Annotated in this window: 22 protein-coding genes; 8 read left to right on the top strand and 14 right to left on the bottom strand. The window is 68.1% G+C overall.

What is annotated here, in order from left to right; all coding sequences use genetic code 11:
* Positions 1–21: 21 nt before the first annotated feature.
* From ACSFBM_RS03280 to murJ, 4 genes are all read right to left on the bottom strand, one after another.
* Positions 22–453, bottom strand: a complete 432-nt coding sequence (locus ACSFBM_RS03280) for a YciI family protein (protein WP_435483116.1) — start codon at positions 451–453, stop codon at positions 22–24.
* A 142-nt stretch (positions 454–595) separates the two neighbouring features.
* Entirely contained in the window at positions 596–1,024 is a 429-nt protein-coding gene (locus tag ACSFBM_RS03275) for a bleomycin resistance protein (protein ID WP_435483115.1), read from the bottom strand.
* The gene (locus ACSFBM_RS03270) at positions 1,024–1,875 is read right to left on the bottom strand and encodes a SirB1 family protein (protein ID WP_435483114.1); all 852 of its coding nucleotides are present in this window, start codon (positions 1,873–1,875) and stop codon (positions 1,024–1,026) included. The genes ACSFBM_RS03275 and ACSFBM_RS03270 overlap by 1 nt, the downstream gene beginning before the upstream one ends.
* Before the next feature lie 74 nt (positions 1,876–1,949).
* The gene (gene murJ / locus ACSFBM_RS03265) at positions 1,950–3,503 is read right to left on the bottom strand and encodes a murein biosynthesis integral membrane protein MurJ (protein ID WP_435483113.1); all 1,554 of its coding nucleotides are present in this window, start codon (positions 3,501–3,503) and stop codon (positions 1,950–1,952) included.
* Between the two features lie 128 nt (positions 3,504–3,631).
* Here murJ and rpsT point away from each other — a divergent pair, with 128 nt between their 5' ends.
* Complete coding sequence (rpsT, locus tag ACSFBM_RS03260) at positions 3,632–3,949, top strand: 30S ribosomal protein S20 (protein WP_409166639.1); 318 nt, start codon at positions 3,632–3,634, stop codon at positions 3,947–3,949.
* 95 nt (positions 3,950–4,044) lie between these two features.
* Here the strand turns inward: rpsT and ACSFBM_RS03255 are convergent, their stop codons facing one another.
* Complete coding sequence (locus ACSFBM_RS03255) at positions 4,045–4,455, bottom strand: DUF3579 domain-containing protein (RefSeq protein WP_435483112.1); 411 nt, start codon at positions 4,453–4,455, stop codon at positions 4,045–4,047.
* A gap of 161 nt (positions 4,456–4,616) precedes the next feature.
* Here ACSFBM_RS03255 and ACSFBM_RS03250 point away from each other — a divergent pair, with 161 nt between their 5' ends.
* From ACSFBM_RS03250 to ACSFBM_RS03220, 7 genes are all read left to right on the top strand, one after another.
* Complete coding sequence (locus ACSFBM_RS03250) at positions 4,617–5,825, top strand: aspartate aminotransferase family protein (protein WP_435483111.1); 1,209 nt, start codon at positions 4,617–4,619, stop codon at positions 5,823–5,825.
* Positions 5,822–6,766 (top strand): ornithine carbamoyltransferase, encoded by a 945-nt coding sequence (gene argF, locus ACSFBM_RS03245; RefSeq protein ID WP_435483110.1) that lies wholly within the window; start codon positions 5,822–5,824, stop codon positions 6,764–6,766. Before ACSFBM_RS03250 ends, argF begins: the two co-directional genes overlap by 4 nt.
* Positions 6,767–6,786: 20 nt before the next feature.
* Positions 6,787–7,101 carry a YkgJ family cysteine cluster protein gene (locus ACSFBM_RS03240; RefSeq protein WP_435483109.1) on the top strand — a complete coding sequence of 105 codons (315 nt, stop codon included), beginning with the start codon at positions 6,787–6,789 and terminating at the stop codon, positions 7,099–7,101.
* A 74-nt stretch (positions 7,102–7,175) separates the two neighbouring features.
* On the top strand, positions 7,176–7,826 hold the full coding sequence (gene kynB / locus ACSFBM_RS03235) for an arylformamidase (RefSeq protein ID WP_435483108.1): 651 nt from the start codon (positions 7,176–7,178) through the stop codon (positions 7,824–7,826).
* Positions 7,827–7,836: 10 nt separating this feature from the next.
* A complete protein-coding gene (gene kynU / locus ACSFBM_RS03230; protein WP_435483107.1) occupies positions 7,837–9,147 on the top strand; it encodes a kynureninase in 1,311 nt (436 codons plus the stop codon).
* Positions 9,144–9,992, top strand: coding sequence for a tryptophan 2,3-dioxygenase (gene kynA / locus ACSFBM_RS03225; protein ID WP_435483106.1), 849 nt, complete (start codon positions 9,144–9,146; stop codon positions 9,990–9,992). Before kynU ends, kynA begins: the two co-directional genes overlap by 4 nt.
* A 93-nt stretch (positions 9,993–10,085) precedes the next feature.
* Positions 10,086–11,336, top strand: a complete 1,251-nt coding sequence (locus ACSFBM_RS03220) for an SMI1/KNR4 family protein (protein ID WP_435483105.1) — start codon at positions 10,086–10,088, stop codon at positions 11,334–11,336.
* A 56-nt stretch (positions 11,337–11,392) separates the two neighbouring features.
* Here ACSFBM_RS03220 and ACSFBM_RS03215 read toward each other — a convergent pair whose 3' ends face one another.
* From ACSFBM_RS03215 to ACSFBM_RS03175, 9 genes are all read right to left on the bottom strand, one after another.
* On the bottom strand, positions 11,393–12,577 hold the full coding sequence (locus ACSFBM_RS03215; RefSeq protein WP_435483104.1) for an FAD-dependent monooxygenase: 1,185 nt from the start codon (positions 12,575–12,577) through the stop codon (positions 11,393–11,395).
* 5 nt (positions 12,578–12,582) lie between these two features.
* Positions 12,583–12,885, bottom strand: coding sequence for a DUF6587 family protein (locus ACSFBM_RS03210; RefSeq protein WP_435483103.1), 303 nt, complete (start codon positions 12,883–12,885; stop codon positions 12,583–12,585).
* Between the two features lie 28 nt (positions 12,886–12,913).
* Positions 12,914–14,809 (bottom strand): ferrous iron transporter B, encoded by a 1,896-nt coding sequence (feoB, locus tag ACSFBM_RS03205; RefSeq protein WP_435483102.1) that lies wholly within the window; start codon positions 14,807–14,809, stop codon positions 12,914–12,916.
* Complete coding sequence (locus ACSFBM_RS03200; RefSeq protein WP_435435310.1) at positions 14,802–15,101, bottom strand: FeoA family protein; 300 nt, start codon at positions 15,099–15,101, stop codon at positions 14,802–14,804. Before ACSFBM_RS03200 ends, feoB begins: the two co-directional genes overlap by 8 nt.
* 206 nt (positions 15,102–15,307) lie before the next feature.
* Positions 15,308–16,144 (bottom strand): iron uptake system protein EfeO, encoded by an 837-nt coding sequence (efeO, locus tag ACSFBM_RS03195; protein ID WP_435483101.1) that lies wholly within the window; start codon positions 16,142–16,144, stop codon positions 15,308–15,310.
* 58 nt (positions 16,145–16,202) lie between these two features.
* Positions 16,203–17,522, bottom strand: coding sequence for an iron uptake transporter deferrochelatase/peroxidase subunit (efeB, locus tag ACSFBM_RS03190; RefSeq protein WP_435483100.1), 1,320 nt, complete (start codon positions 17,520–17,522; stop codon positions 16,203–16,205).
* Between the two features lie 32 nt (positions 17,523–17,554).
* On the bottom strand, positions 17,555–18,739 hold the full coding sequence (efeO, locus tag ACSFBM_RS03185) for an iron uptake system protein EfeO (protein ID WP_435483099.1): 1,185 nt from the start codon (positions 18,737–18,739) through the stop codon (positions 17,555–17,557).
* Between the two features lie 9 nt (positions 18,740–18,748).
* Complete coding sequence (gene efeU, locus ACSFBM_RS03180) at positions 18,749–19,585, bottom strand: iron uptake transporter permease EfeU (RefSeq protein WP_435483098.1); 837 nt, start codon at positions 19,583–19,585, stop codon at positions 18,749–18,751.
* A gap of 172 nt (positions 19,586–19,757) precedes the next feature.
* A complete protein-coding gene (locus ACSFBM_RS03175) occupies positions 19,758–20,219 on the bottom strand; it encodes a metallophosphoesterase family protein (protein WP_435483097.1) in 462 nt (153 codons plus the stop codon).
* Positions 20,220–20,229 lie beyond the last annotated feature (10 nt).

Below are 20,229 nucleotides of genomic sequence, written 5' to 3'. Positions count from 1 at the left end.
CCCGCGATGCGCCGGGAGGCGTCAGCCGCCGGTATTGCCGCGCGCCTCGGTCTCGGCGCGCAGGCGGTCTTCCTGGGCGAGCAGCTCGGGCGTCATCGAATCACCGAAATCGGCGGCCTCGAACACCTGGCGGATCTCGATCTCGCCTTCCTGGAAGGGGCTGCGCTTGATCCACTCGATGGCTTCTTCCTTCGACTTGACCTGGAACAGCCAGAAACCGGCCAGCAGTTCCTTGGTCTCGGCGAAGGGGCCGTCGATGACGGTGCGCTTGGTCGGGCCTTCGCAGCGCACGCGCGCGCCCTTGGAGCTGGGGTGCAGGCCCTCGCCGGCCAGCAGCACGCCGGCCTTGACCAGTTCTTCGTTGAACTTGCCCATGGCGGTGAGGATTTCGGTGCTGGGCATCACGCCGGCTTCGGAATCTGCGTTGGCCTTGACCAGAATCATGAATCGCATGTCTTTTCTCCTGAAGTTGATGAGGCTGGGAGCCACTGGAAACTGCCTGCTCCTGTTCACACGTCGGCCGAGCGGAGGCCGGATCGACACGATCGCATCGATCTACTTGTAATTTTTTGCTTCCAAGCCCGAGAGAGGGCGTTCAGGCCAGGTAGCCGCAAAAGCGCAGCACATGCCCGTCGGGCTCGCGGATCGCGAATTCCCGCAGGCCCCAAGGCTGTGACACAGGCGGCTCGATGACCGCGACGCCCCGCTTCACATAGGCGGCGTGCAGGCCGTCGATGTCCTTGCCCACATGGATCACGATCTCGCCGCGCCAGGGCTTCGCGTCGCGCGCGTTGCATTGCCACAGGCGCAGGTAGACCGGGTCGCCGTAGCTGCGATCGCCCTTTTTCACGCGGGCGTAGCTGGGCGGTTCTCCGGCGATGAAATCGAGCTCGAAGCCCAGCACGTCGCAAAACCAGCGCGCGGCGCGCGACACATCCGACACCGGCAGCACCGGCTGCACGCCATGGAATTCATGCAGGGTGCCCAGGTCGGGCGCCGGGCTCACACCGGCCTTGGCGTTCATCAGCTGGCCATTCGACGCAATGCGGCGACGCGCTCGGCGATCAGGTCGATGTCCAGCGCGTCTTCGGCCTTGGCCAGGTAGGTCTCCAGGTCGCGCACCGCCTGCGCGGTGTTGCCCTGCTCGGCATGGGCGATGCCGCGGTCCCGGTACTCGCCCCAGGCGCTGGGCAGCAGCACGACCAGGCGGTCCTGCACGGCGATGACGCGCTGCCAGTCTTCCTGCGCCTGGTGCACTTCCTTCAGGTTGCGCAGCATGCGAGCGATGATCTCGCGCGAGCTGGAGGGCTGCAGGTACAGGCCCAGCGGCACGTCGAAGTCGCCGACCAGCCCGTTGCTGCGCTTGTAGGGCTCCAGCCGCTCGCCCAGCTCCTCGCGCGAGAGCGACTTGCCGGTGAACGGGTCGATCACCACCTGCCCCTTGGGCAGCGTCACCTTCAGCATGAAGTGCCCCGGAAAGCCGACGCCGCGCGCCTGCAGGCCCAGGCCCTGCGCCAGCTCCATCCACAGCACGGCCAGCGAGATCGGAATGCCGCGGCGGGTGCGCAGCACGGCGTTCAGGTAGCTGTTGTCGGGGTCGTAGTAGTCGTTGACGTTGCCGCCGAAGTTCAGGTCGTTGAAGAAGAACTGGTTCAGGGCTCGCAGCCGGGCCAGCGGCGCGGCGTCGGGCGGCAGGCGGCGCTTGAGGCGGGCCAGGAGCTGGTCGACGTCGCCGAGCACCTGCTGCACGTCGAGCTCGGGGTACTCGTCCTGCGCGAGGCTGGCGGCGGCTTCGAGCAGCGGAAAGTGATCGTCGCTGCGCACCAGCGATTCGAAATACTCCAGTGCGGTGGGAAGCTGAAAGCTGAACGTCATGTGTCTTTGTAGAGGAGCCCGCCCGGAGCGTCAAGGCGGGGCGGATGCAGGGTGCCGGCGCCCTGCGGGCGCATTCAGCGGCGAAGGAAGCTGCGCAGCCGCACGCCCACCGCCGCCAGCACGGCGAAATAGAGCAGCGCGGCAGCGGCGATGAGCGCGGCGAGCAGGCCGATGCGCAGCAGCCGCTGCTCGCGCAGGCCGACCCAGTCGAAATGCTGCGAGCCCCAGGCCAGCAGGGCCGCCAGCACCGCCGTGCCCACCAGCACCTGCAGCGCGAACTTGCCCCAGCCGGGCTCGGGCTTGTAGCTGCCGCGGCGCATCAGGCCGACCAGCAGCCAGGTCGCGTTGACCAGCGCGCCGATGGCAATCGTCAGGGTCAGCGCCGCGTGCTGGAGCACCGGCACCAAAAAGACATTGAGGACCTGGGTCAGGACGAGCACGCCCACGGCGATCAGCATCGGCGTGCGGGTGTCCTGCTTGGCGTAGTAACCCGGCGCCAGCACCTTCACGGCCACGATGCCGACCAGCCCGACGCCGTAGCCCATCAGCGCCAGGGTGGTGCGCCCGACGTCCTCGCCGGTGTAGGCGCCGTTGTGGAACAGCACGGCCACCAGCGGCTTGGCGAACAGCAGCAGCGCGACGGCGCAAGGGGCTGAGAGCATCACCACCAGGCGCAGGCCCCAGTCGAGCAGCGACGAATAGCGGGCGTCGTCCTTGGCGGCGCGCGCACCGGCCAGCTGCGGCATCAGCACCACGCCGAGCGCCACGCCGAGCATGGCGGTGGGGAACTCCATCAGCCGGTCGGCATTGGTCACCCAGGTCACGCTGCCCACGGCAAGGTGCGAGGCGATCTGCGTGTTGATGAGCAGCGAGATCTGCGCCACGCTCACGCCCAGCAGCGCGGGCAGCATCAGCTTGAGCACCTTGCGGGTGGTCGGGTCGGTCCAGGCGGTGCGCAGCGCCTTGAAGCTCGCGCCGATGCGCGGCATGAGCCCGAGCTTGCGCAGCGCCGGCACCTGCAGGGCCAGCTGCAGCACGCCGCCCACCAGCACACCCACGCACTGGGCATAGATCGGCTCGATGCCCCAGCGGCGAAACAGCGGCGCGCCGACCGAGATCGACAGGATCAGCGCGATGTTGAGCAGCACCGGCGACGCGGCCGGCACCGCGAACCTGCGCCAAGTGTTGAGAATGCCGCCCGCCAGCGCCACCAGCGACATGAAGCCGATGTACGGGAACATCCAGCGCGTCATGACCACGGCCGCGTCGAAGCCAGGCAGCCCGCTGGCCATGGCCAAGACCAGGAGCGGCGCCCCGGCCACGCCGGCCACGCACACGACCACCAGCGTCCAGGTCAGCAGCGTGGCGACATGGTCGATCAGCTGCTGGGCGCCCTCTTCGCCGGCTTCTGTCTTGCGCGCGGCCAGCACCGGCACGAAGGCCTGGCTGAAGGCGCCTTCGCCGAACACCCGGCGAAACAGGTTGGGAATGCGGAAGGCGACGTTGAAGGCGTCGGTCAGCGCGCTGACGCCGAAAACCGAGGCGAACAGCACGTCCCGCACGAGGCCCGTGATCCGCGATGCGAGGGTCAGCAGGGAGACGGTGGAGGCGGATTTGAGCAGTGACACGGGGGCCGAGTGTAGGCCCCGCCCAAGGCCGGAACGGGCCGACCCGTGGCCGGATTGGGCGAAACCTCCAACCCAGCCTATAATGGAGGGCTTTGCTGCATCATCCTCAGACACCTAAGGAATAAATCATGGCATCCGCCAAGCCCAAGAAAAAGAACCCGCGCCTCGCCTCCGGCCGTAAGCGCGTCCGCCAGGACACCAAGCTCAACGCTGCGAACACCTCGCTGCGCTCCAAATACCGTACCGCGGTTAAGAACGTCGAAAAGGCTGTTCTGGCCGGCGACAAGACCAAGGCAAGCGAACTGTTCGCGAAGGCCCAGAGCATCGTCGACACCGTCGCCGACAAGGGCATCTTCCACAAGAACAAGGCAGCCCGCGACAAGAGCCGCCTGTCGGCCAAGGTCAAGGCCCTCGCCCTCGCGCCTGAAAAGGCCGCAGCCGCCTGACACCTGTCAGGCAAGCCCGGACCGGAATTCTCCGGTCCGCCGTTTGATCGGGGTGCGCTGCAGCAAAGTGTAAAAACCGCCTTCGGGCGGTTTTTTCATGGGCGGTCGGTCTTGGGCTGCTCGACGGGGATCACAGGCGCGACGGGGTCGGAGCGCACCACGGCGGCCACCGGGGTCTGCGCAGCCCTCGGCACAGCCGGTGCGGGGGGCGCCGGCGACATCTCGGACACCTGCAGGTCGTTGTCCTTGGCGAAGTTCACGCAGAAATCCCAGGCCATGGGTTCGGCATCGCGCAGGTCGCGGTTGACGATCACGCACTTCACGCCGTTGATCGAGGTCGGCACGCACCAGGGGGAATAGCTCAGGTAGCTGCCCGGAAAGGCACCGCCAGGGCGGAAGGAGCTCATGACACCGGCAAGGCGCTCGGCCCAATCGCTCGGGCGAAAGGTCCGGCCATCCTTGGTGATGCCCTGGATGAAGATTTCTTTGGCGGTGGGGGAAATCATCGTTGATTGAGGCGACCGGAACAGGTGCTGCGGTGCAGCAAGCGATTCTATCCGCGCCACTTTTTGCATCCTGAACATGGGGCATTGCTGTGATGCGCAATCCTCAACGAAGCCGTCAAATCGCGCGCCTAGAATTCGCGTTCCCTTTCTGGAGATACCGAATGAGCGCCACTGCCCAGCCCACCTCGCCCCACGTCATGAACACCTACGGTCGCCTGCCGATCGCGCTGTCGCACGGCCAGGGCTGCCGAGTCTGGGACACCGCGGGCAAGGCCTACATCGACGGCCTGGGCGGCATCGCCGTGAACACGCTGGGCCACAACCACCCCGAGCTGGTGCCCGCGCTGCAGGACCAGCTGACCAAGCTGATCCACAGCTCCAACTACTACCACGTGCCCGGCCAGGAACAGCTCGCTGCCAAGCTGACCGAGCTTTCGGGCCTCACCAACGCCTTCTTCTGCTCCACCGGCCTTGAGGCCAACGAAGCCGCCCTGAAGCTGGCCCGCAAGTTCGGCCACGACAAGGGCATCGAGCGCCCCGAGATCGTGGTGTACGAAGCCGCCTTCCATGGCCGCAGCATCGCCACCCTGTCGGCCACCGGCAATCCCAAGGTGCAGGCCGGCTTCGGCCCGTTGGTGGAAGGCTTCATCCGCGTGCCGCTGAACGACCTCGAGGCACTGAAGAAGGCCACCGAAGGCAACCCCAACGTGGTCGCCGTGTTCTTCGAGACCATCCAGGGCGAAGGCGGCATCCACCCGATGCGCGTCGAATACCTCAAGCAGGTGCGCGCCCTGTGCGACGAGCGCGACTGGCTCATGATGATCGACGAGGTGCAGTGCGGCATGGGCCGCACCGGCAAGTGGTTCGCCCACCAGTGGGCCGGCATCAAGCCCGACGTGATGCCGCTGGCCAAGGGCCTGGGCTCGGGCGTGCCGATCGGCGCCGTGGTGGCCGGCCCCAAGGCCGCCCACATCTTCGGCCCGGGCAACCACGGCACCACCTTCGGCGGCAACCCGCTGGCCATGCGCGCCGGGGTGGAAACCATCCGCATCATGGAAGAGCACAAGCTGCTCGAAAACGCGGCCACCGTGGGCGCCCACCTGAAGGCCGCGCTGGAACGCGAAATCGGCGAACTGCCCGGTGTGACCGACATCCGCGGCCAGGGCCTGATGCTGGGCATCGAGCTCGACCGGTCCTGCGGCGTGATCCTGAACCGCGCCTGCGACGCCGGCCTGCTGCTGAGCGTGACGGCCGACAAGGTGATCCGCCTGGTGCCGCCGCTCATCCTGAGCATTGCCGAGGCCGACGAAATCGTCGCCATCCTCGCGCCCATCGTCAAAAACTTCCTGTCGGAGCCTGCCGCCCAATGACGACCGCCACGACAACAGCCACACCCGCGGCCATCCGGCACTACCTGCAGTTCTCCGACCTCACGGCCGACGAATACACCTACCTCTTCGACCGCATGGCGGTCATCAAGAAGAAGTTCAAGACCTACGAAAAACACCAGCCGCTGACCGACCGCACGCTGGCCATGATCTTCGAGAAGGCCAGCACGCGCACCCGCGTGAGCTTCGAGGCGGGCATGTACCAGCTCGGCGGCAGCGTGGTGCACCTGACCACCGGCGACAGCCAGCTGGGCCGCGCCGAGCCCATCGAGGACAGCGCCAAGGTCATCAGCCGCATGGTCGACATCGTGATGATCCGCACCTACGAGCAGACCAAGATCGACACCTTCGCGGCGCACTCGCGCGTGCCGGTCATCAACGGGCTGACCAACGAGTTCCACCCCTGCCAGATCCTGGCGGACATCTTCACGTACATCGAGCACCGCGGCTCCATCCAGGGCAAGACGGTGGCCTGGGTGGGCGACGGCAACAACATGGCCAACACCTGGCTGCAGGCGGCCGAGATCCTGGGCTTCACCGTGCACGTGAGCACGCCCAGCGGCTACGAGGTCGACCAGTCGATCGCGGGCATCCGCTCGGGCGACAGCTACAAGGTCTTCAAGGACCCGATGGAAGCCTGCCGCGGCGCCGACCTCGTCACCACCGACGTCTGGACCAGCATGGGCTACGAGGCCGAGAACGAGGCGCGCCGCAAGGCCTTCGCCGACTGGTGCGTCGACGAAGACATGATGCGCATCGCCCAGCCCGGCGCCCTGTTCATGCACTGCCTGCCCGCCCACCGCGGCGAAGAGGTGCAGGCCGAAGTCATCGACGGGCCGCAGTCGGTGGTGTGGGACGAGGCCGAGAACCGCCTGCACGCCCAGAAGGCGCTGATGGAGTTCCTGCTGCTCGGCAGGCTCTGAGCGCCCGGAGCAGCCGCCGCATGTCCGATTGCCAGCAATGCGGCGCCTGCTGCGCCAGCTACCGCGTCGATTTCAGCGTGCACGAGCTCGACGACAACGGCGGCAAGGTGCCCTCCGGCCTTGCCGTCGACGTGAACGACGCCATCTGCCGCATGCGCGGCACCGACCACACGCCCATGCGCTGCGCCGCGCTCACCGGCAAGATCGGCCAGGCCGTGGGCTGCGGCATCTACGAATGGCGACCCAACCCCTGCCACGAGTTGCAGGCCGGCAGCGACGCCTGCGAGCGTGCACGCGCCCGGCACGGCCTGCCCGCGCTGTCTTCGTTGCACTGACCAGTTCAACTCGTCACGTGCTGTGTTGGAAATAACCGACACCACGACCCCTCGGCCGGCGCTAACTTCGCGCCATGGCTTCTTCACACTCGCAACGCATCTGGGACATTTCGCCGCCCGTGCATGAAGGCACGCCGGTCTTTCCCGGCGACACGCCCTACCAGCAGCGCTGGGCGGCGACCATTTCGCCGGGCTGCCCGGTGAACGTCAGCGAGATCAAGCTCTCGCCCCACGTCGGCGCGCATGCCGACGCACCGCTGCACTACGACCCAGAAGGCCAGACCATCGGCCACGTCGACCTCACGCCCTTCCTCGGCCCGTGCCGCGTGATCCACGCGATCGGCAAGGGAGCGCTGATCGAGTGGGAGCACATTGCCCACGCCGTGGACAGCCAGCTGCCGCCGCGCGTGCTGGTGCGCACCTACACCACCATGCCCGTGGGCCAGTGGGACCCGCAACTCGCGGCCTACGCGCCCGAGACGGTCGAGCGCCTCGCGGCCATGGGCGTGAAGCTCATCGGCATCGACACCGCCAGCATCGACCCGGCCGACAGCAAGACGCTGGAAAGCCACCAGCGCATCCGCCGCCTCGACCTGCGCGTGCTCGAGAACCTGGTGCTCGACGACGTGCCCGAAGGCGACTACGAACTCATCGCGCTGCCGCTGAAGCTGGTCAGCGCCGATGCCTCCCCCGTACGCGCCGTGCTGCGCGAACTTTCTCGCTGAAACCTCCACCATGACGACCCTTGCAGACTGCCGCGCGCTCGACGCGCAAGACCCGCTGCGCGCCCTGCGCGCGCAATTCACCATCCCCGCCGACGTGCTCTACCTCGACGGCAATTCGCTCGGCGTGATGCCCGCCGCCGCGCCCGCGCGCATCGCCGAAGTGGTGACCCAGGAATGGGGCCAAGGCCTGATCCGCTCGTGGAACACCGCGAGCTGGTTCGACCTGCCGCAGCGCCTGGGCGACAAGGTGGCCCGCGTGATCGGCGCCGCGCCCGGCGAGGTGGTGTGCACCGACAGCACCTCGGTCAACCTCTACAAGGTGCTGTTCGCAGCGCTGTCGCAGCAGAAGGAAAGTGGACGCAAGCTGGTGGTGAGCGAGCGCAGCAACTTCCCGACCGACCTCTACATTGCCGAGTCGCTGTGCCGCGAGCGCGGCTTCACGCTGAAACTGATCGACGCGAGCGAACTGCAAGGCCCGGATTCGGTGCTGACCGACGAAGTGGCCGTGCTGATGCTGACGCACGTCAACTACCGCACCGGCGCGATGCACGACATGAAGGCCGTCACCGCCGCCGCGCATGCCGTGGGCGCGCTCACGGTATGGGACCTCGCGCACAGCGCAGGCGCCGTGCCCGTCGCGCTGAACGACAGCAATGCCGACTACGCGATCGGCTGCGGCTACAAGTACCTGAACGGCGGCCCCGGCGCACCGGCGTTCGCATGGGTGAACACGAAACATGCGGGCCAGTTCGAGCAGCCGTTGTCCGGCTGGTGGGGCCACGCGGCGCCGTTCGAGTTCACGCCGCACTACCGCCCTGCCCCGGGCGTGGGCCGCTACCTGTGCGGCACGCAACCCATCATTGCGCTGGCCGGACTCGAATGCGGGCTCGACACCGTGCTGGCCGCCGAAGCCTTCAACGGCACGAACGGCGCCATGGCTGCGCTGCGCACCAAGTCGCTCGCGCTCACCGACCTGTTCATCGCACTGGTCGAAGAGCGCTGCGCCGGACAAGGCCTCTCGCTGGTCACCCCGCGCGATCACGCACAACGCGGCTCGCAGGTGTGCCTGAGCCGCAAGAACCCGGAAGATCCGCAAGGCGGCTCGGGCGCCTACGCCATCGTGCAGGCGCTGATCGCGCGCGGCGTCATCGGCGACTTCCGCGCTGGCGACTCGCAGATGCCCGACATCCTGCGCTTCGGCTTCACGCCGCTGTACATCGGCTTCGAGGACGTGTGGAACTCGGTCGAGCATCTGGCGCAGGTGCTCGAAACGGGCGAGTGGCGACGCGCCGAATTCAACCGCAAGAACGCAGTGACATGAGCACCGACAAGAGCCCCGAGAGCATCGTCCACGAGGAGAAGGCGCAGCTGGACTTCAGCAAGTCCATGAGCTACGGCGACTACCTGCACCTGGACGAGATCCTCAACGCACAGCACCCGCTCTCGCCCGCGCACGACGAGCTTCTGTTCATCGTGCAGCACCAGACCAGCGAGCTCTGGATGAAGCTCATGCTGCACGAGCTGCGCGCCGCCATGCGCTGCATCGCCGAAGAAAAGCTGGCCGACGCCTTCAAGATGCTCGCGCGCGTGAGCCGCATCATGGAACAGCTGGTGAGCGCATGGACCGTGCTGTCGACCATGACGCCGCCCGAGTACACCGCGATGCGCCCGTACCTGGCCAACTCCAGCGGCTTCCAGAGCGCGCAGTACCGCTGCATCGAGTTCGCGCTGGGCAACAAGAACGCCGCCATGCTCAAGCCGCACCAGCACCGCGCCGACCTGCTCGCGCAGGTCGAAGAGGCCTACCGCGCACCCTCGCTGTACGACGAGTCGCTGCGCCTGCTGGCGCGACACGGCGTGCCGGTGCCGGCCGACCGGCTGGAGCGCGACTGGACGCAGCCCTACGAATCGAGCGAGGGCGTCGAGGCCGCATGGCTCGCGGTCTACCGCGATCCGCATGCACACTGGGACCTGTACCAGCTCGGCGAGAAGCTCACCGACCTCGAGGACGCCTTCCGCCTCTGGCGGTTCCGCCATGTGACCACCGTCGAACGCGTGATCGGTTTCAAGCGCGGCACCGGCGGCACGGGCGGCGTGAGCTACCTGCGCAAGATGCTCGACGTGGTGTTGTTTCCGGAGATCTGGAAGATTCGCACCGATCTGTAGCCGGGTCGCGCCAACGTCCCTCATGAACCTGGGGTGGCACGGATTGCCCCGTCGAAGCAAAGCGCTACAGTTTTGCAAACAACGGAGACCCGCATGCACGACACCCGGTTCACACCCGACGAGCTCTCCACCCTTCGCGAACACGGCATCGTGCTGTTCGCCAACCGCGTGATCTTCGATGCGCAGCCACCGATGACCGAGCTGCAGATCGAAGCCGTGCAGGCGCAGTGCGCGGGCCCTGTTCCCGAGGCGCTGCGCACGCTGTGGAAGACCACGGCGGGCGGCCGGCTCGACTACGACCTGTCGCTGGAGATGAACGGCAACCTCGAAGCCATCAGCTGGAGCGAGCTGTTCTGGAACGGCAGCGACGGCTACCACGACCTGCAGGGCTGGATCGACCACGAGCTGGAACTGGCCGGGGAAGCCGCGCGGGACAACGGCACGCCGTGGAGCGGCAAGCTCACGCACCTGCCCTTCGGCGGCTTCGAGTACACCGACCGCATCTACGTGGTGGTGGAGCCGGGTGCCGAGCAGGGCCAGGTGGTCGCCTGGAAGAAGGGCCTCCCACCCGCATGGACGCACGCGCTGCATGAAGACAGCGTGAACACCGTCGCCACCGACGTGCACGGCGCCCTTGCAGCGCTGCACCTCGACGAAGACCCGCTGGCGCCCACGAGCGACTATTTCTCCGGGCAGACGCTGCTCGAATACCTGGACGACCGGCACGAGGAACACGGGCTCGACCTCGACCTGATGGACCGGCTGGTGACCTTCTACAGCCGCGCCGTGGTCGACTGGCGCACGCCGCTGGCCGAGGGCACGCTGCGCCATCACTCCTCGCTCGCGCGCGTGGCCTTGAACCATGCCATCGGGACGGACGATGCCGAGCTTGTCGCCGAGCTTGCCGCCGCGGGCGTGGGCTTCGACGGGCCGCAGCAAGGCAGCGCGCTGGCCACCGATGTGGCCGTGGGACATGGCGCCTTTGCCGCAGCCGCCGCGCTGGTGCGTGCGGGCGCCCCGGTGGCGGCCGACGCCTTGGGCAACATCGACGGTCAGATCTCGCCCGAGCTCACGAAGGCGTTGCTGGACAACGGCGCGGAGCCCAGCGTGGCGGCCATCGTGAAGTGCGCGGCCTGCGGTGCGCCCGCGAGCGCGCACCTCATCGCAGAGGCCTGTGCGAAAGCGGGCATCGACGTGCCACCCGCTTTCATCGAGGACCGCGACGCGATGCTGATCGACCTGGAAAGCACGCTCTCCAAGATGCAGGAGGGCGCGTACGGCCACTACCTCGGGCAGGAAGGGATCGCGGAGCGCATCGAGCATCTTCAGACCTTCAGGCTCTGAAGTCTTTAGCTCCGCTGTGCGTTGAGCGCGTGGTTCAGCGCGCGCTCGTCTTTCGCTCAGCCGCCGTACAGCCAGGGCTGGTCTAGCAGCTTCGCACCCAGCAGGCGCATCGCCGTGTCGCGCCCCAGGCGCACAGCGCCCGTCGCATGGAAGATCTCGCCATTGCGGCGGGCCCGCGCCTGTACCTGCGCGTTGCGCGCCCAGCGCGACTCGGCATAGCGCGCGAACGCGGCCGGCACCTGGACCGCGCCGCCATCGCCGAGTGCATCGGCCAACGCCACCGCGTCCTCGATCGCCATGCCCGCGCCCTGCGCGAGGTACGGGACCATCGGGTGCGCGGCGTCGCCCACCAGCGCCACGCGCTCGTTCGCCATGTCGGCGGCGCTCGTCATGGGTACACGGTCGCCGAGCGACCATGCGCGCCAGCCGGGCATCGCATCCAGCAAGGCCTGCAGGCCCGCGCAGCTGCGGCCCATGGCCTGCTTCAGTGCGGCAATGCTGCCGGACTGGTCCCAGTCGCGCGCATCGCCGGCGGGTGCCGATTCGGCGATCACCACCACGTTGAGCCACTCCCCGCCGCGCACCGGATACGCCACCGCATGCAGCCGCGGGCCGAGCCAGACATGGACCTGCGTGCGCCGCAGCGCGGCGGGCAGGCGCGACTGCTCGGCCATGGCGCGCCATGCCGTGTGGCCGGTGACGCGGGGCGGCTCGTCGGCCGTTGGCGTGTCGAGCTGCCGGCGCACCATGCTCCACAGGCCATCGGCCCCGACGATCGCCTCGCCTTCCCAGGCGCGGGCGTCGGTGCTCGACAGGCAGACGAGCTCGTCGCCGGTCTCGACCTGCTGGATGCGGGCAGAAGTGACCAGGGTGCCGTTGCCCCGTGCGCGCACGGCGTCGAGCAGCAGCCCGTGCAGGTCGGCGCGGTGCACGCAAAAGTAAGGCGCGCCGTAGCGCTGGCGCATGGTGTCTCCCAGCGGCATGCGGGCCAGCTCGGAACCGCTGTCGGCGCTGTGGACCACGAGCGCATCGGGCTGCGCCGCGATGGCCGCGAGCCCCGCGCCCAGGTCGAGTTGCTGAAGACGCCGCGTGGCGTTGGGGCCCAGCTGCACGCCAGCGCCGATTTCACCGAAGGCCGCGGCCTGCTCGAAAACGTCGGCGCGGTGATGCCGACGTGAAAGCGCCAGCGCAGTGGCCAGCCCCCCGATGCCGCCGCCGGCGACCAGGATGTGCGCGGGCATCGGTCTCAGCGGCTGTGCGTGGACGACTGCGCGCTGGCTGTGTGGGGGGTGGCCTGGCCGGCTTCCGGTTGCTTGACGGGAGCCTTGGGCGCGCAGCTGCCGCAGCTGTCGCACGAGCCGCAGCCCGAGGTCTTGGCCAGCGAGGCGGCGAGCTCCCTGGCGCGCTCTTCGTCGACCCAGCCCGCGCGGTGCGTGCCGGCCGCGAGCTTCTGCGCGGCGCCGCGCCGCCAGCCCGCAGGCATCCAGCGCCAGACCGCGTAGAACGCGGCCGCCGCGACGATCAATCCGACGATCAGTTGCTGTGCCATTTCTTGTTTAGCCCTTTCGCTGTCGGTTTTAACCTGCGCCGAGTGCCACCGCAACGCGGTAGGTGATGAAGCAGGCGGCGTAGGCCAGCGCGAACAGGTAGCCCGCCATGATCCACACGTACTTCCACGAGCCGGTCTCGCGCTTCACGGCCGCCAGCGTCGAGATGCACTGCGGCGCGAACACATACCAGACCAGCAGCGACAGCGCCGTCGCCAGCGACCAGCTGCCCGCGATCAGCGGCTCGAGCTGGCCCGCCACGTCGTCACCGGTGGAAGACAGCGCGTACACCGTGCCCAGCGCCCCCACCGCCACCTCGCGCGCCGCCATGCCCGGCACCAGCGCGATCGAGATCTGCCAGTTGAAGCCGATGGGCGCGAAGATGTGCTCCAGCCCGCGCCCGATCATGCCGGCCAGGCTGTACTGGATGGCCGGCCCCGTCGCGCCTTCGGGCGGCGACGGAAAGGTCGACAGGAACCACAGCAGGATGGTCAGCGTGAGGATGATCGTGCCCACGCGCTGGATGAAGATCCAGGCCCGCTCGTACAAACCCAGCGCCAGGTTGCGCGGGTTCGGCCAGCGGTAGGCCGGTAGCTCCATCAGCAGCGGCGAATGCGAGGTGTTGTCGCGGAAGCGCTTCATCACCCAGGCCACGGCCATGGCCGAGACGATGCCGAACACATACAGCGCGAACAGCACCACGCCCTGCAGGTTGAAGACGCCGCCCACGGTGCGCGCCGGAATGAAGGCCGCGATGAGCAGCGCATACACCGGCAACCGCGCCGAGCAGGTCATCAGCGGCGCGATCATGATGGTCGTGATGCGGTCGCGCCAGTTGCTGATGGTGCGCGTGGCCATCACGCCCGGAATGGCGCAGGCAAAGCTCGACAGCAGCGGAATGAACGAGCGGCCCGACAGCCCCACGGTGCCCATCACGCGATCGAGCAGGAAGGCCGCGCGCGGCAGGTAGCCCGAGTCTTCCAGCGCCAGGATGAAGAGAAACAGAATCAGGATCTGCGGCAGGAAGACGATGACGCCGCCCACGCCCGCGATCACGCCGTCGACCAGCAGGCTCTGCAGCATGCCTTCGGGCATGTGCGCCTTGAGCAGGCCGCCGAGCGCCTCGGTGCCGGCCTTGATGGCGTCCATCGGCACGTTGGCCCAGCTGAACACGGCCTGGAACATCAGGAACATGGTGACGGCCAGCACCAGCATGCCCCACACGGGGTGCAGCACCACGCGGTCGATGCGGTCGCTGGTGGCCAGGCTGCCGACCGGCTCCCGCACCGCCAGGCCCAGAATGCGGCGCACCTCGCGCTGCGTGGCCAGCACGTCGTCGAGCCCCGGCGCCTGCCAGGGCTGCGGCACGGCGGCGGCCACGGGCGTGTCGAGCGCTTCGAGCAGGCCCTTTGCGCCGCCGGTGTGCACGCCGACGGTCTCGATGACGGGTATGCCGAGTTCGCGCGACAGCACGGCGGTGTCGACCACGATGCCCTGCTTCCTGGCCATGTCGGTCATGTTGAGCGCCATCACCATCGGCAGGCCGAGCCGCCTGGCCTCGAGCACCAGCCGCAGGTTCAGCCGCAGGTTGGTGGCGTCGGTGACGCACACCAGCAGGTCGGGCAGGGCCTCCTTGCTCTGGCCGGTGACGACGTCGCGCGTGACGGCCTCGTCGGCGCTCAGCGCATTCAGGCTGTAGGCGCCCGGCAGGTCGAGCACGAACACGCGGCGGCCCGAGGCGGTGCGCAGCGTGCCTTCCTTGCGCTCGACCGTCACGCCGGCGTAGTTGGCCACCTTCTGGCGGCTGCCGGTCAGCAGGTTGAACAGCGCGGTCTTGCCGCAGTTGGGATTGCCCAGCAAGGCGATGCGGCCCGGCTGCGCAGTGGCGGCGAGGCGACCCGGGCCCTGGATGACGGCTTCAACCATGGTTGGCGGCTCCCGGCGTGACATGGATCAGCGCGGCCTCGTGGCGGCGCAAGGCGAAGGTGGTATGGCCCAGGCGAACCGCCAACGGCTCGCGGCCCGGGATGCCGCTTGCGACGATGCGCACGGCTTCGCCTGGGACAAAGCCGATTTCGGTCAGGCGCAGCACGAGTTCACGGTCGTCCGCCCCCTCGGGGCGGGCCACGTCGAGCACGGTGGCCCACTGGTTGTTCGGAAGCTGGTCGAGGCGCAGGGCGGCGGAGGCCGGCACTGCGCCGAGGTCTTTGGTTTGCACGGTGAGAGGGCGCCAGGAATATCGGGCACGCCAGTAAGCAATACCCGGATGCTATCAATTCTCAATCGCACAAACCTGACCAAACCCGCAAAAAAGGGGGCTGCAAGGCCAGAAACACCGAGGAGCCGGCTTTGCCGGGCCTCTGGTGTTGCCCCCGGCAGGGGGTAGGAGCAGCGACTCGAAGTGCGCGAAGCCTGGGGGCGAGCCTAGTTCAGCCCGAGCATGCCGCGCAGTTTCGACAGGTCTTCGGCCAGCGTGTTGACGCGGCCGGCCAGCAGCTTGCGGTCGCGTTCGGTGAGCTTCGCGTAGGTTTCGAAGCCGCCGTCGGCCGTCCTGTACTTGGCCAGGGTGTCGAACACCACCTTGAAGTTGGCGTCGGTCTTGTCCGAGAAGGCCTTGTTTTCCTTCACCACCAGCGGGCGCAGCAGCTCGACGATCTTGAAGGCACCCTCGAAGTTCGACTGGAAGTCCCACAGGTCGGTGTGGCTGTAGCGGTTCTCCTCGCCCGAAATCTTGGTGGCGGCCACCTCCTCCATCAGCACCGCGGCGCCGCCCACCACCTTCTCGGGCGGAAAGGTCAGCGCAACCAGGCGCTTCTGCAGCTCCAGCACGTCGGCCAGCAGCTTGTCGGCCACGGGGTTCAGGTCCTTGGTGCTCTTTTGCGTCCACAGGCCGTACTCGATGCGGTGGAAGCCGCCGAAGGCCGGGTCTTTCTCGGCCTTCTCGTGGTCGTCGGCGCGCGAGTCGATCGCCTTGTCGAGGTCGTTGAACAGCTCGGCCACGGGCTCGATGCGCTCGTAGCTCGTGCGCGTCGGCGCGTACAGCTTCTTCGCCTTCTCGATGTCGCCGGCCTTCACCGCGGCGGTGAAGGCGCGCACGTCCGCGGCCAGCTTGCGCACGTTCTCGGCCACGTAGATCTTGTAGTCGGAGATCGGTCCGACCAACTCGAGCGGCGACACGGCGGCCTGTGCGCCCACGGCGTAGAGCCCGGCGAAACCGGCGACGAAAGTGGCGAGGAAGTGGCGGCGGAACTGCACGGTCATGGATCTCCTGAATGTTCGAGGTCGTGAAAAAAACTTGGGGGCGGCGAGCGAATGCCGCTCAGGCAGCCAGCAGCGAACGGCCCAGCCAGTCCTGCGCGTCCTGCACGCCCGGCAGCGTGAAGAAGAAGCCGCCGCCGATGGGCTTGATGTATTCCTCGAGCGGCTCGCCGTCCAGGCGCGTCTGCACGGCGATGAAGCCGTTCTCCAGGTTGGCTTGGTAGCAGATGAACAGCAGCCCCATTTCGAGCTGGCCCGACTTGGTGACGCCGTTCGAGTAGTTGAAGGGCCGGCGCAGCATGAGGTTCTTGTCCGAGGCCTTGGTGCGCGGGTTCGCCAGGCGGATATGCGCGTCCATCGGCGTGCGCTTGCCTTCGGGGTCCTTGGCGTAGTCGGGCACGTCGTGCTCGGTCTTGCCGCCGTCCATCGGCGCGCCGGTGGGCTTCAGGCGGCCCATGATGGCCTCCTGCTCCTGCAGCGGCGTGCGGTCCCAGCGCTCCACGAAGTTGCGGATGATGCGCACCGCCTGGTAGCTGCCGCCCACGGCCCAGGCCGGCTCGTCGCCGCCGGGCTGCACCCACACGATGCTGTCCATGAGCTTGTTGTCGGCCGAGTCGGGGTTGGCCGAACCGTCCCGAAAGCCCAGGAAGTTGCGCGCGCTCTCCGAAGGCTTGCCGGGCACGGCCGGAATCGGCGGCACGGTGCCTTCCTGCTTCCAGTGCAGCACCAGCAGGTCGGGCGTGTTCTTGATGATGTCGCGCAGCGCGTGGATGTTGGTGTCCGGTGTGTTGGCGCAGAACTGGATCGACAGGTCGCCGTGGCACAGCGCGGCGTCCAGCGCGTCGTTCGGGTGGCGCTGCATCTGGTTGAGGCGCACCGGCTTCTTCTTCGCGAGGCCGAAGCGCTCGTCGAACAGCGAGGTGCCGACCGATACCGTCACCGTCAGCCCGTCGGGCTGCACCACCGGCCCGAGGATGCCGGAGCCCGCGGGCGGCAGCTTGGGATCGGGGTCGGCCTGCGGGCCGCCCTGCGTGAGAAAGGCGATGCGCTCGGTGAGCGTTCGGAACAGGCGCTCCAGGTCGGCGCGGTTCTCGGCCAGCACGAAGAAGGAGGCAACCATGCCGGCCACCGGGCGCGGCGTGACGATGCCCGCCTGGTGCTTGCCGCGGAAGGGCACGCGGTCTTGCGTGTGGGTGCTTTCGGGCGCGTCGGTGACCTGGGCGCCGCTGTCGGGCGTGCCGGCTGCAGGGGCCGAGTGGGCCGAGTGGGCCGCGGCGGCCAGGCCTGCGAATGCCACGCCGGCGGCGCCGAGCATGCGGCGGCGGTGCGGGGAGGCGGGTTGCCCTTGGGGGGCGACGGTTGCGTTCTTCGACTTTTCCATGGGGGGTTCTTGCTTGCGGTCTCGCTTTCGACTCATTCCAGCCCGAGCGCGGCATTCACCTTGCCGAGTTCCTCGGCCAGCGCGCGCACGGGTTCGGCCAGTGCCTTTCTTTGCGCCTCGTCCAGCGGCGCGGGCTTGAAGCCCTCGCCTTCGCGGTAAGGCGCCAGTGCGGCGTCGAAGGCCGCGAAGCGTTCGTCCACGCTCTTTTGCAGCGCGGGCGCGGCCTTCACCAGCAGCGGCTGAAGCAGTTCGGAAATCTTCTTCGTGCCTTCGTAGGTGCCCTGCAGGTTCACCAGCTCGGCATGGCCGTAGTGGTCTTCGCCGCCTGCAGGCAGGTTGTCGGCCACGCGGCGCAGCAGCTTCGACGCCGAACCGGCCAGCCGTTCGGGTGGCATGTTCAGCGCGCGCAGGCGCTCCTTCAGCACGCCGATGTCGGCCAGCAACTGCTCGACCACGGGCGCCAGCGACTTCACGTCGTTCTGGCTGTACAGCGCGTACTCGATGCGGTGGAAGCCGGTGAAGCCGGCATCGGCCTCGCGCTTCTCGAAGTAGTCGGCGCGCGCATTGATGCGCGTGTCCAGGTCGGCGAACAGCTCGGCCATCGGCTCGATGCGCTTGTAGGCCTGGTGCGCCGGCGCGTAGAGCGCCCTCGCCTGTTGAAGGTCGCCCGCCTTCACCGCGTCGGCCAGTGCGCGCACCGCGTCGTCGAGCGAGCCGGCTTCCAGCCGCAGAAACACCTGGTACTCGGCCAGCGCGCCCACGTAGTTGACCAGCGACGGCCGCGCCGCCTCTGCGTCGGACGCGGCCGAGGGCGTGACGCGCAGCTTGCCGCGCGGGTTGCTCAGGAGGCCGCAGGTGATGGCGAACTCGCCCGGCTGCAGCTTCACGGTCATGGTCTGCGAGAAGCCCGGCGCGATGTTCTCGCGCTCTTCCACCACCATCACGCCGTCGAGAATTTCCCATTCCAGCGCACGGTTCGACTTGTTGACGATGGTGAAGGTGGTGCGCCCCGCGGGCACGGTGATCTCGTTGGGGTCGCAGGCGTTGCCCTGGATGGTGACGGTCACGGCGTTGTCGGCGGCCTTGGCCGGCGCCTTCCTGGCCTCGTTCGAGGCGTACCAGAAGGCGGCGAGGCCGGCCACGACCAGCAGGGCCGACGCGGCCACCGCCACGCGCATGAGGGTGGACGAAGGGGCTTTGGTTTCGGGAGAGGACATGACAGCGTTTCAGCCGGCCGCAGCCGCGCGTGGCGCCGCGGCGGGGGCCGGGCGCAGGAAGAAGAACAGGGCCACGGCCAGGAAGGCCAGGTAGACGATCACCTCGCCCACCACGGGCGCGGCCTGGTAGCCCAGCAGGCCCGAGAGCACGGCGCCCACGGGGCTGTCCATCGGCAGCGTCTCGCTCATGTCGAACACCACGGCCTGCAGGTGGTTCCACACGCCGCCCTCGTGCAGCTTGCGCAGCACGCCGGCCAGCAGGCCCGCGGCCACCAGAAGAATGAACAGGCCCGTGTAGCGGAAGAAGCGGCGCAGGTCGAGCCGCACGCCGCCCGAATACAGGCCCCAGCCGATCGCCACCGACACGGCGATGCCGGCCAGCGCGCCCACGGGCGCTTCCCAGCCGCTGCTCTGCTGGAACACGGCCAGCAGGAAGAACACCGACTCCAGCCCTTCGCGCGCCACGGCGAGAAACACCATGCCGATGAGCGCCCAGCCCTGCCCGTCCGCGCCCCGGGTGAGCGCCTTGTCGATGGAGGCCTGCAGCTCGCCCTTGATGGAGCGCGCGGCCTTGCGCATCCAGAACACCATCGAGGTCAGCATGACCACGGCGATGAGCCCGACCACGCCCTCGAACAGTTCCTGCTGCTTCTGCGGAAACTCCGCCGCCAGCAATTGCAGGCCCGCGCCCGCGAACAAAGACAGCGCGGTGGCCAGCAGCACGCCGACCCACACCGCGGACATCAGCGCGCCGCGTCCGCTTTGCTTGAGGTAGCTGGCAACGATGCCGACGATCAGCGCGGCTTCGATGCCTTCGCGCAGCATGATGAGAAAGGGAATGAGCATCGGCTTCGGGATCCAGGGCAGAAAAAGCCCTCCGGAGCCGGCACGTTCAGCAGCGCTTGGCGTTGGCTCCACGGAGGAGCGAACGAGGATAACCCATCAAATAAGATGCATTCTCATTTGTGGTCTTTGCTTGCCGAATGGTAATGATTGCCCGGCCTCGCTCACCGACCGCTCAGACGGCGAGTTCGACGATGCGCGCGCTGACGGCGTCGCCGTCGATGAGCAACTCGGCCACCGCGATGGGCAAGGTGAAACGGCGCGGTCCCGCGCTGCCCGGATTGACGTAGAGCACGCCGCCGCGCTCCTCGATCTTCGGCTTGTGCGAATGGCCCGAGACGACCACGCGCACGCCGGCGGCGGCCGGGTCGATGTCGAGCAGCGCAAGGTCATGAAGGGCATGAAGATGCATGCCGCCGAACGCCACGCGCTCGGTCTCGGCAATGCCCTCGGCCCAGGGTCCGCGGTCGTTGTTGCCGCGCACCACCGTCAGCGGCGCCATGGCGCGCAGCGCGTCGAGGATGCCGGCATCGCCGATGTCCCCGCCGTGCACGATGAAGTCGCTGCCCTGCAGGGCTGCCACGGCCTGCGGGCGCAGCAGGCCGTGGGTGTCGGAGATGAGCCCTATCCGCAGCAAAGGATCAAGG

The organism is Variovorax pasteuri (assembly GCF_051216435.1).
Classification (GTDB): Bacteria; Pseudomonadota; Gammaproteobacteria; order Burkholderiales; family Burkholderiaceae_C; genus Variovorax.
Note: the sequence above shows the minus strand (reverse complement) of the source record. Positions and strands in the feature narration are given on the sequence as shown.

Coding starts and splice junctions, on each gene's coding strand:
- ACSFBM_RS03215 (WP_435483104.1), bottom strand. CDS start 12,577: ATGCCCGCGCACATCCTGGTCGCCGGCGGCGGCATCGGGGGGCTGGCC.
- ACSFBM_RS03255 (WP_435483112.1), bottom strand. CDS start 4,455: ATGATTTCCCCCACCGCCAAAGAAATCTTCATCCAGGGCATCACCAAG.
- ACSFBM_RS03280 (WP_435483116.1), bottom strand. CDS start 453: ATGCGATTCATGATTCTGGTCAAGGCCAACGCAGATTCCGAAGCCGGC.
- rpsT (WP_409166639.1), top strand. CDS start 3,632: ATGGCATCCGCCAAGCCCAAGAAAAAGAACCCGCGCCTCGCCTCCGGC.
- feoB (WP_435483102.1), bottom strand. CDS start 14,809: ATGGTTGAAGCCGTCATCCAGGGCCCGGGTCGCCTCGCCGCCACTGCG.
- kynB (WP_435483108.1), top strand. CDS start 7,176: ATGGCTTCTTCACACTCGCAACGCATCTGGGACATTTCGCCGCCCGTG.
- efeU (WP_435483098.1), bottom strand. CDS start 19,585: ATGCTCATTCCCTTTCTCATCATGCTGCGCGAAGGCATCGAAGCCGCG.
- ACSFBM_RS03220 (WP_435483105.1), top strand. CDS start 10,086: ATGCACGACACCCGGTTCACACCCGACGAGCTCTCCACCCTTCGCGAA.
- ACSFBM_RS03250 (WP_435483111.1), top strand. CDS start 4,617: ATGAGCGCCACTGCCCAGCCCACCTCGCCCCACGTCATGAACACCTAC.
- kynA (WP_435483106.1), top strand. CDS start 9,144: ATGAGCACCGACAAGAGCCCCGAGAGCATCGTCCACGAGGAGAAGGCG.
- efeO (WP_435483101.1), bottom strand. CDS start 16,144: ATGACCGTGCAGTTCCGCCGCCACTTCCTCGCCACTTTCGTCGCCGGT.
- argF (WP_435483110.1), top strand. CDS start 5,822: ATGACGACCGCCACGACAACAGCCACACCCGCGGCCATCCGGCACTAC.
- kynU (WP_435483107.1), top strand. CDS start 7,837: ATGACGACCCTTGCAGACTGCCGCGCGCTCGACGCGCAAGACCCGCTG.
- ACSFBM_RS03275 (WP_435483115.1), bottom strand. CDS start 1,024: ATGAACGCCAAGGCCGGTGTGAGCCCGGCGCCCGACCTGGGCACCCTG.
- efeO (WP_435483099.1), bottom strand. CDS start 18,739: ATGTCCTCTCCCGAAACCAAAGCCCCTTCGTCCACCCTCATGCGCGTG.
- efeB (WP_435483100.1), bottom strand. CDS start 17,522: ATGGAAAAGTCGAAGAACGCAACCGTCGCCCCCCAAGGGCAACCCGCC.
- ACSFBM_RS03270 (WP_435483114.1), bottom strand. CDS start 1,875: ATGACGTTCAGCTTTCAGCTTCCCACCGCACTGGAGTATTTCGAATCG.
- ACSFBM_RS03210 (WP_435483103.1), bottom strand. CDS start 12,885: ATGGCACAGCAACTGATCGTCGGATTGATCGTCGCGGCGGCCGCGTTC.
- ACSFBM_RS03240 (WP_435483109.1), top strand. CDS start 6,787: ATGTCCGATTGCCAGCAATGCGGCGCCTGCTGCGCCAGCTACCGCGTC.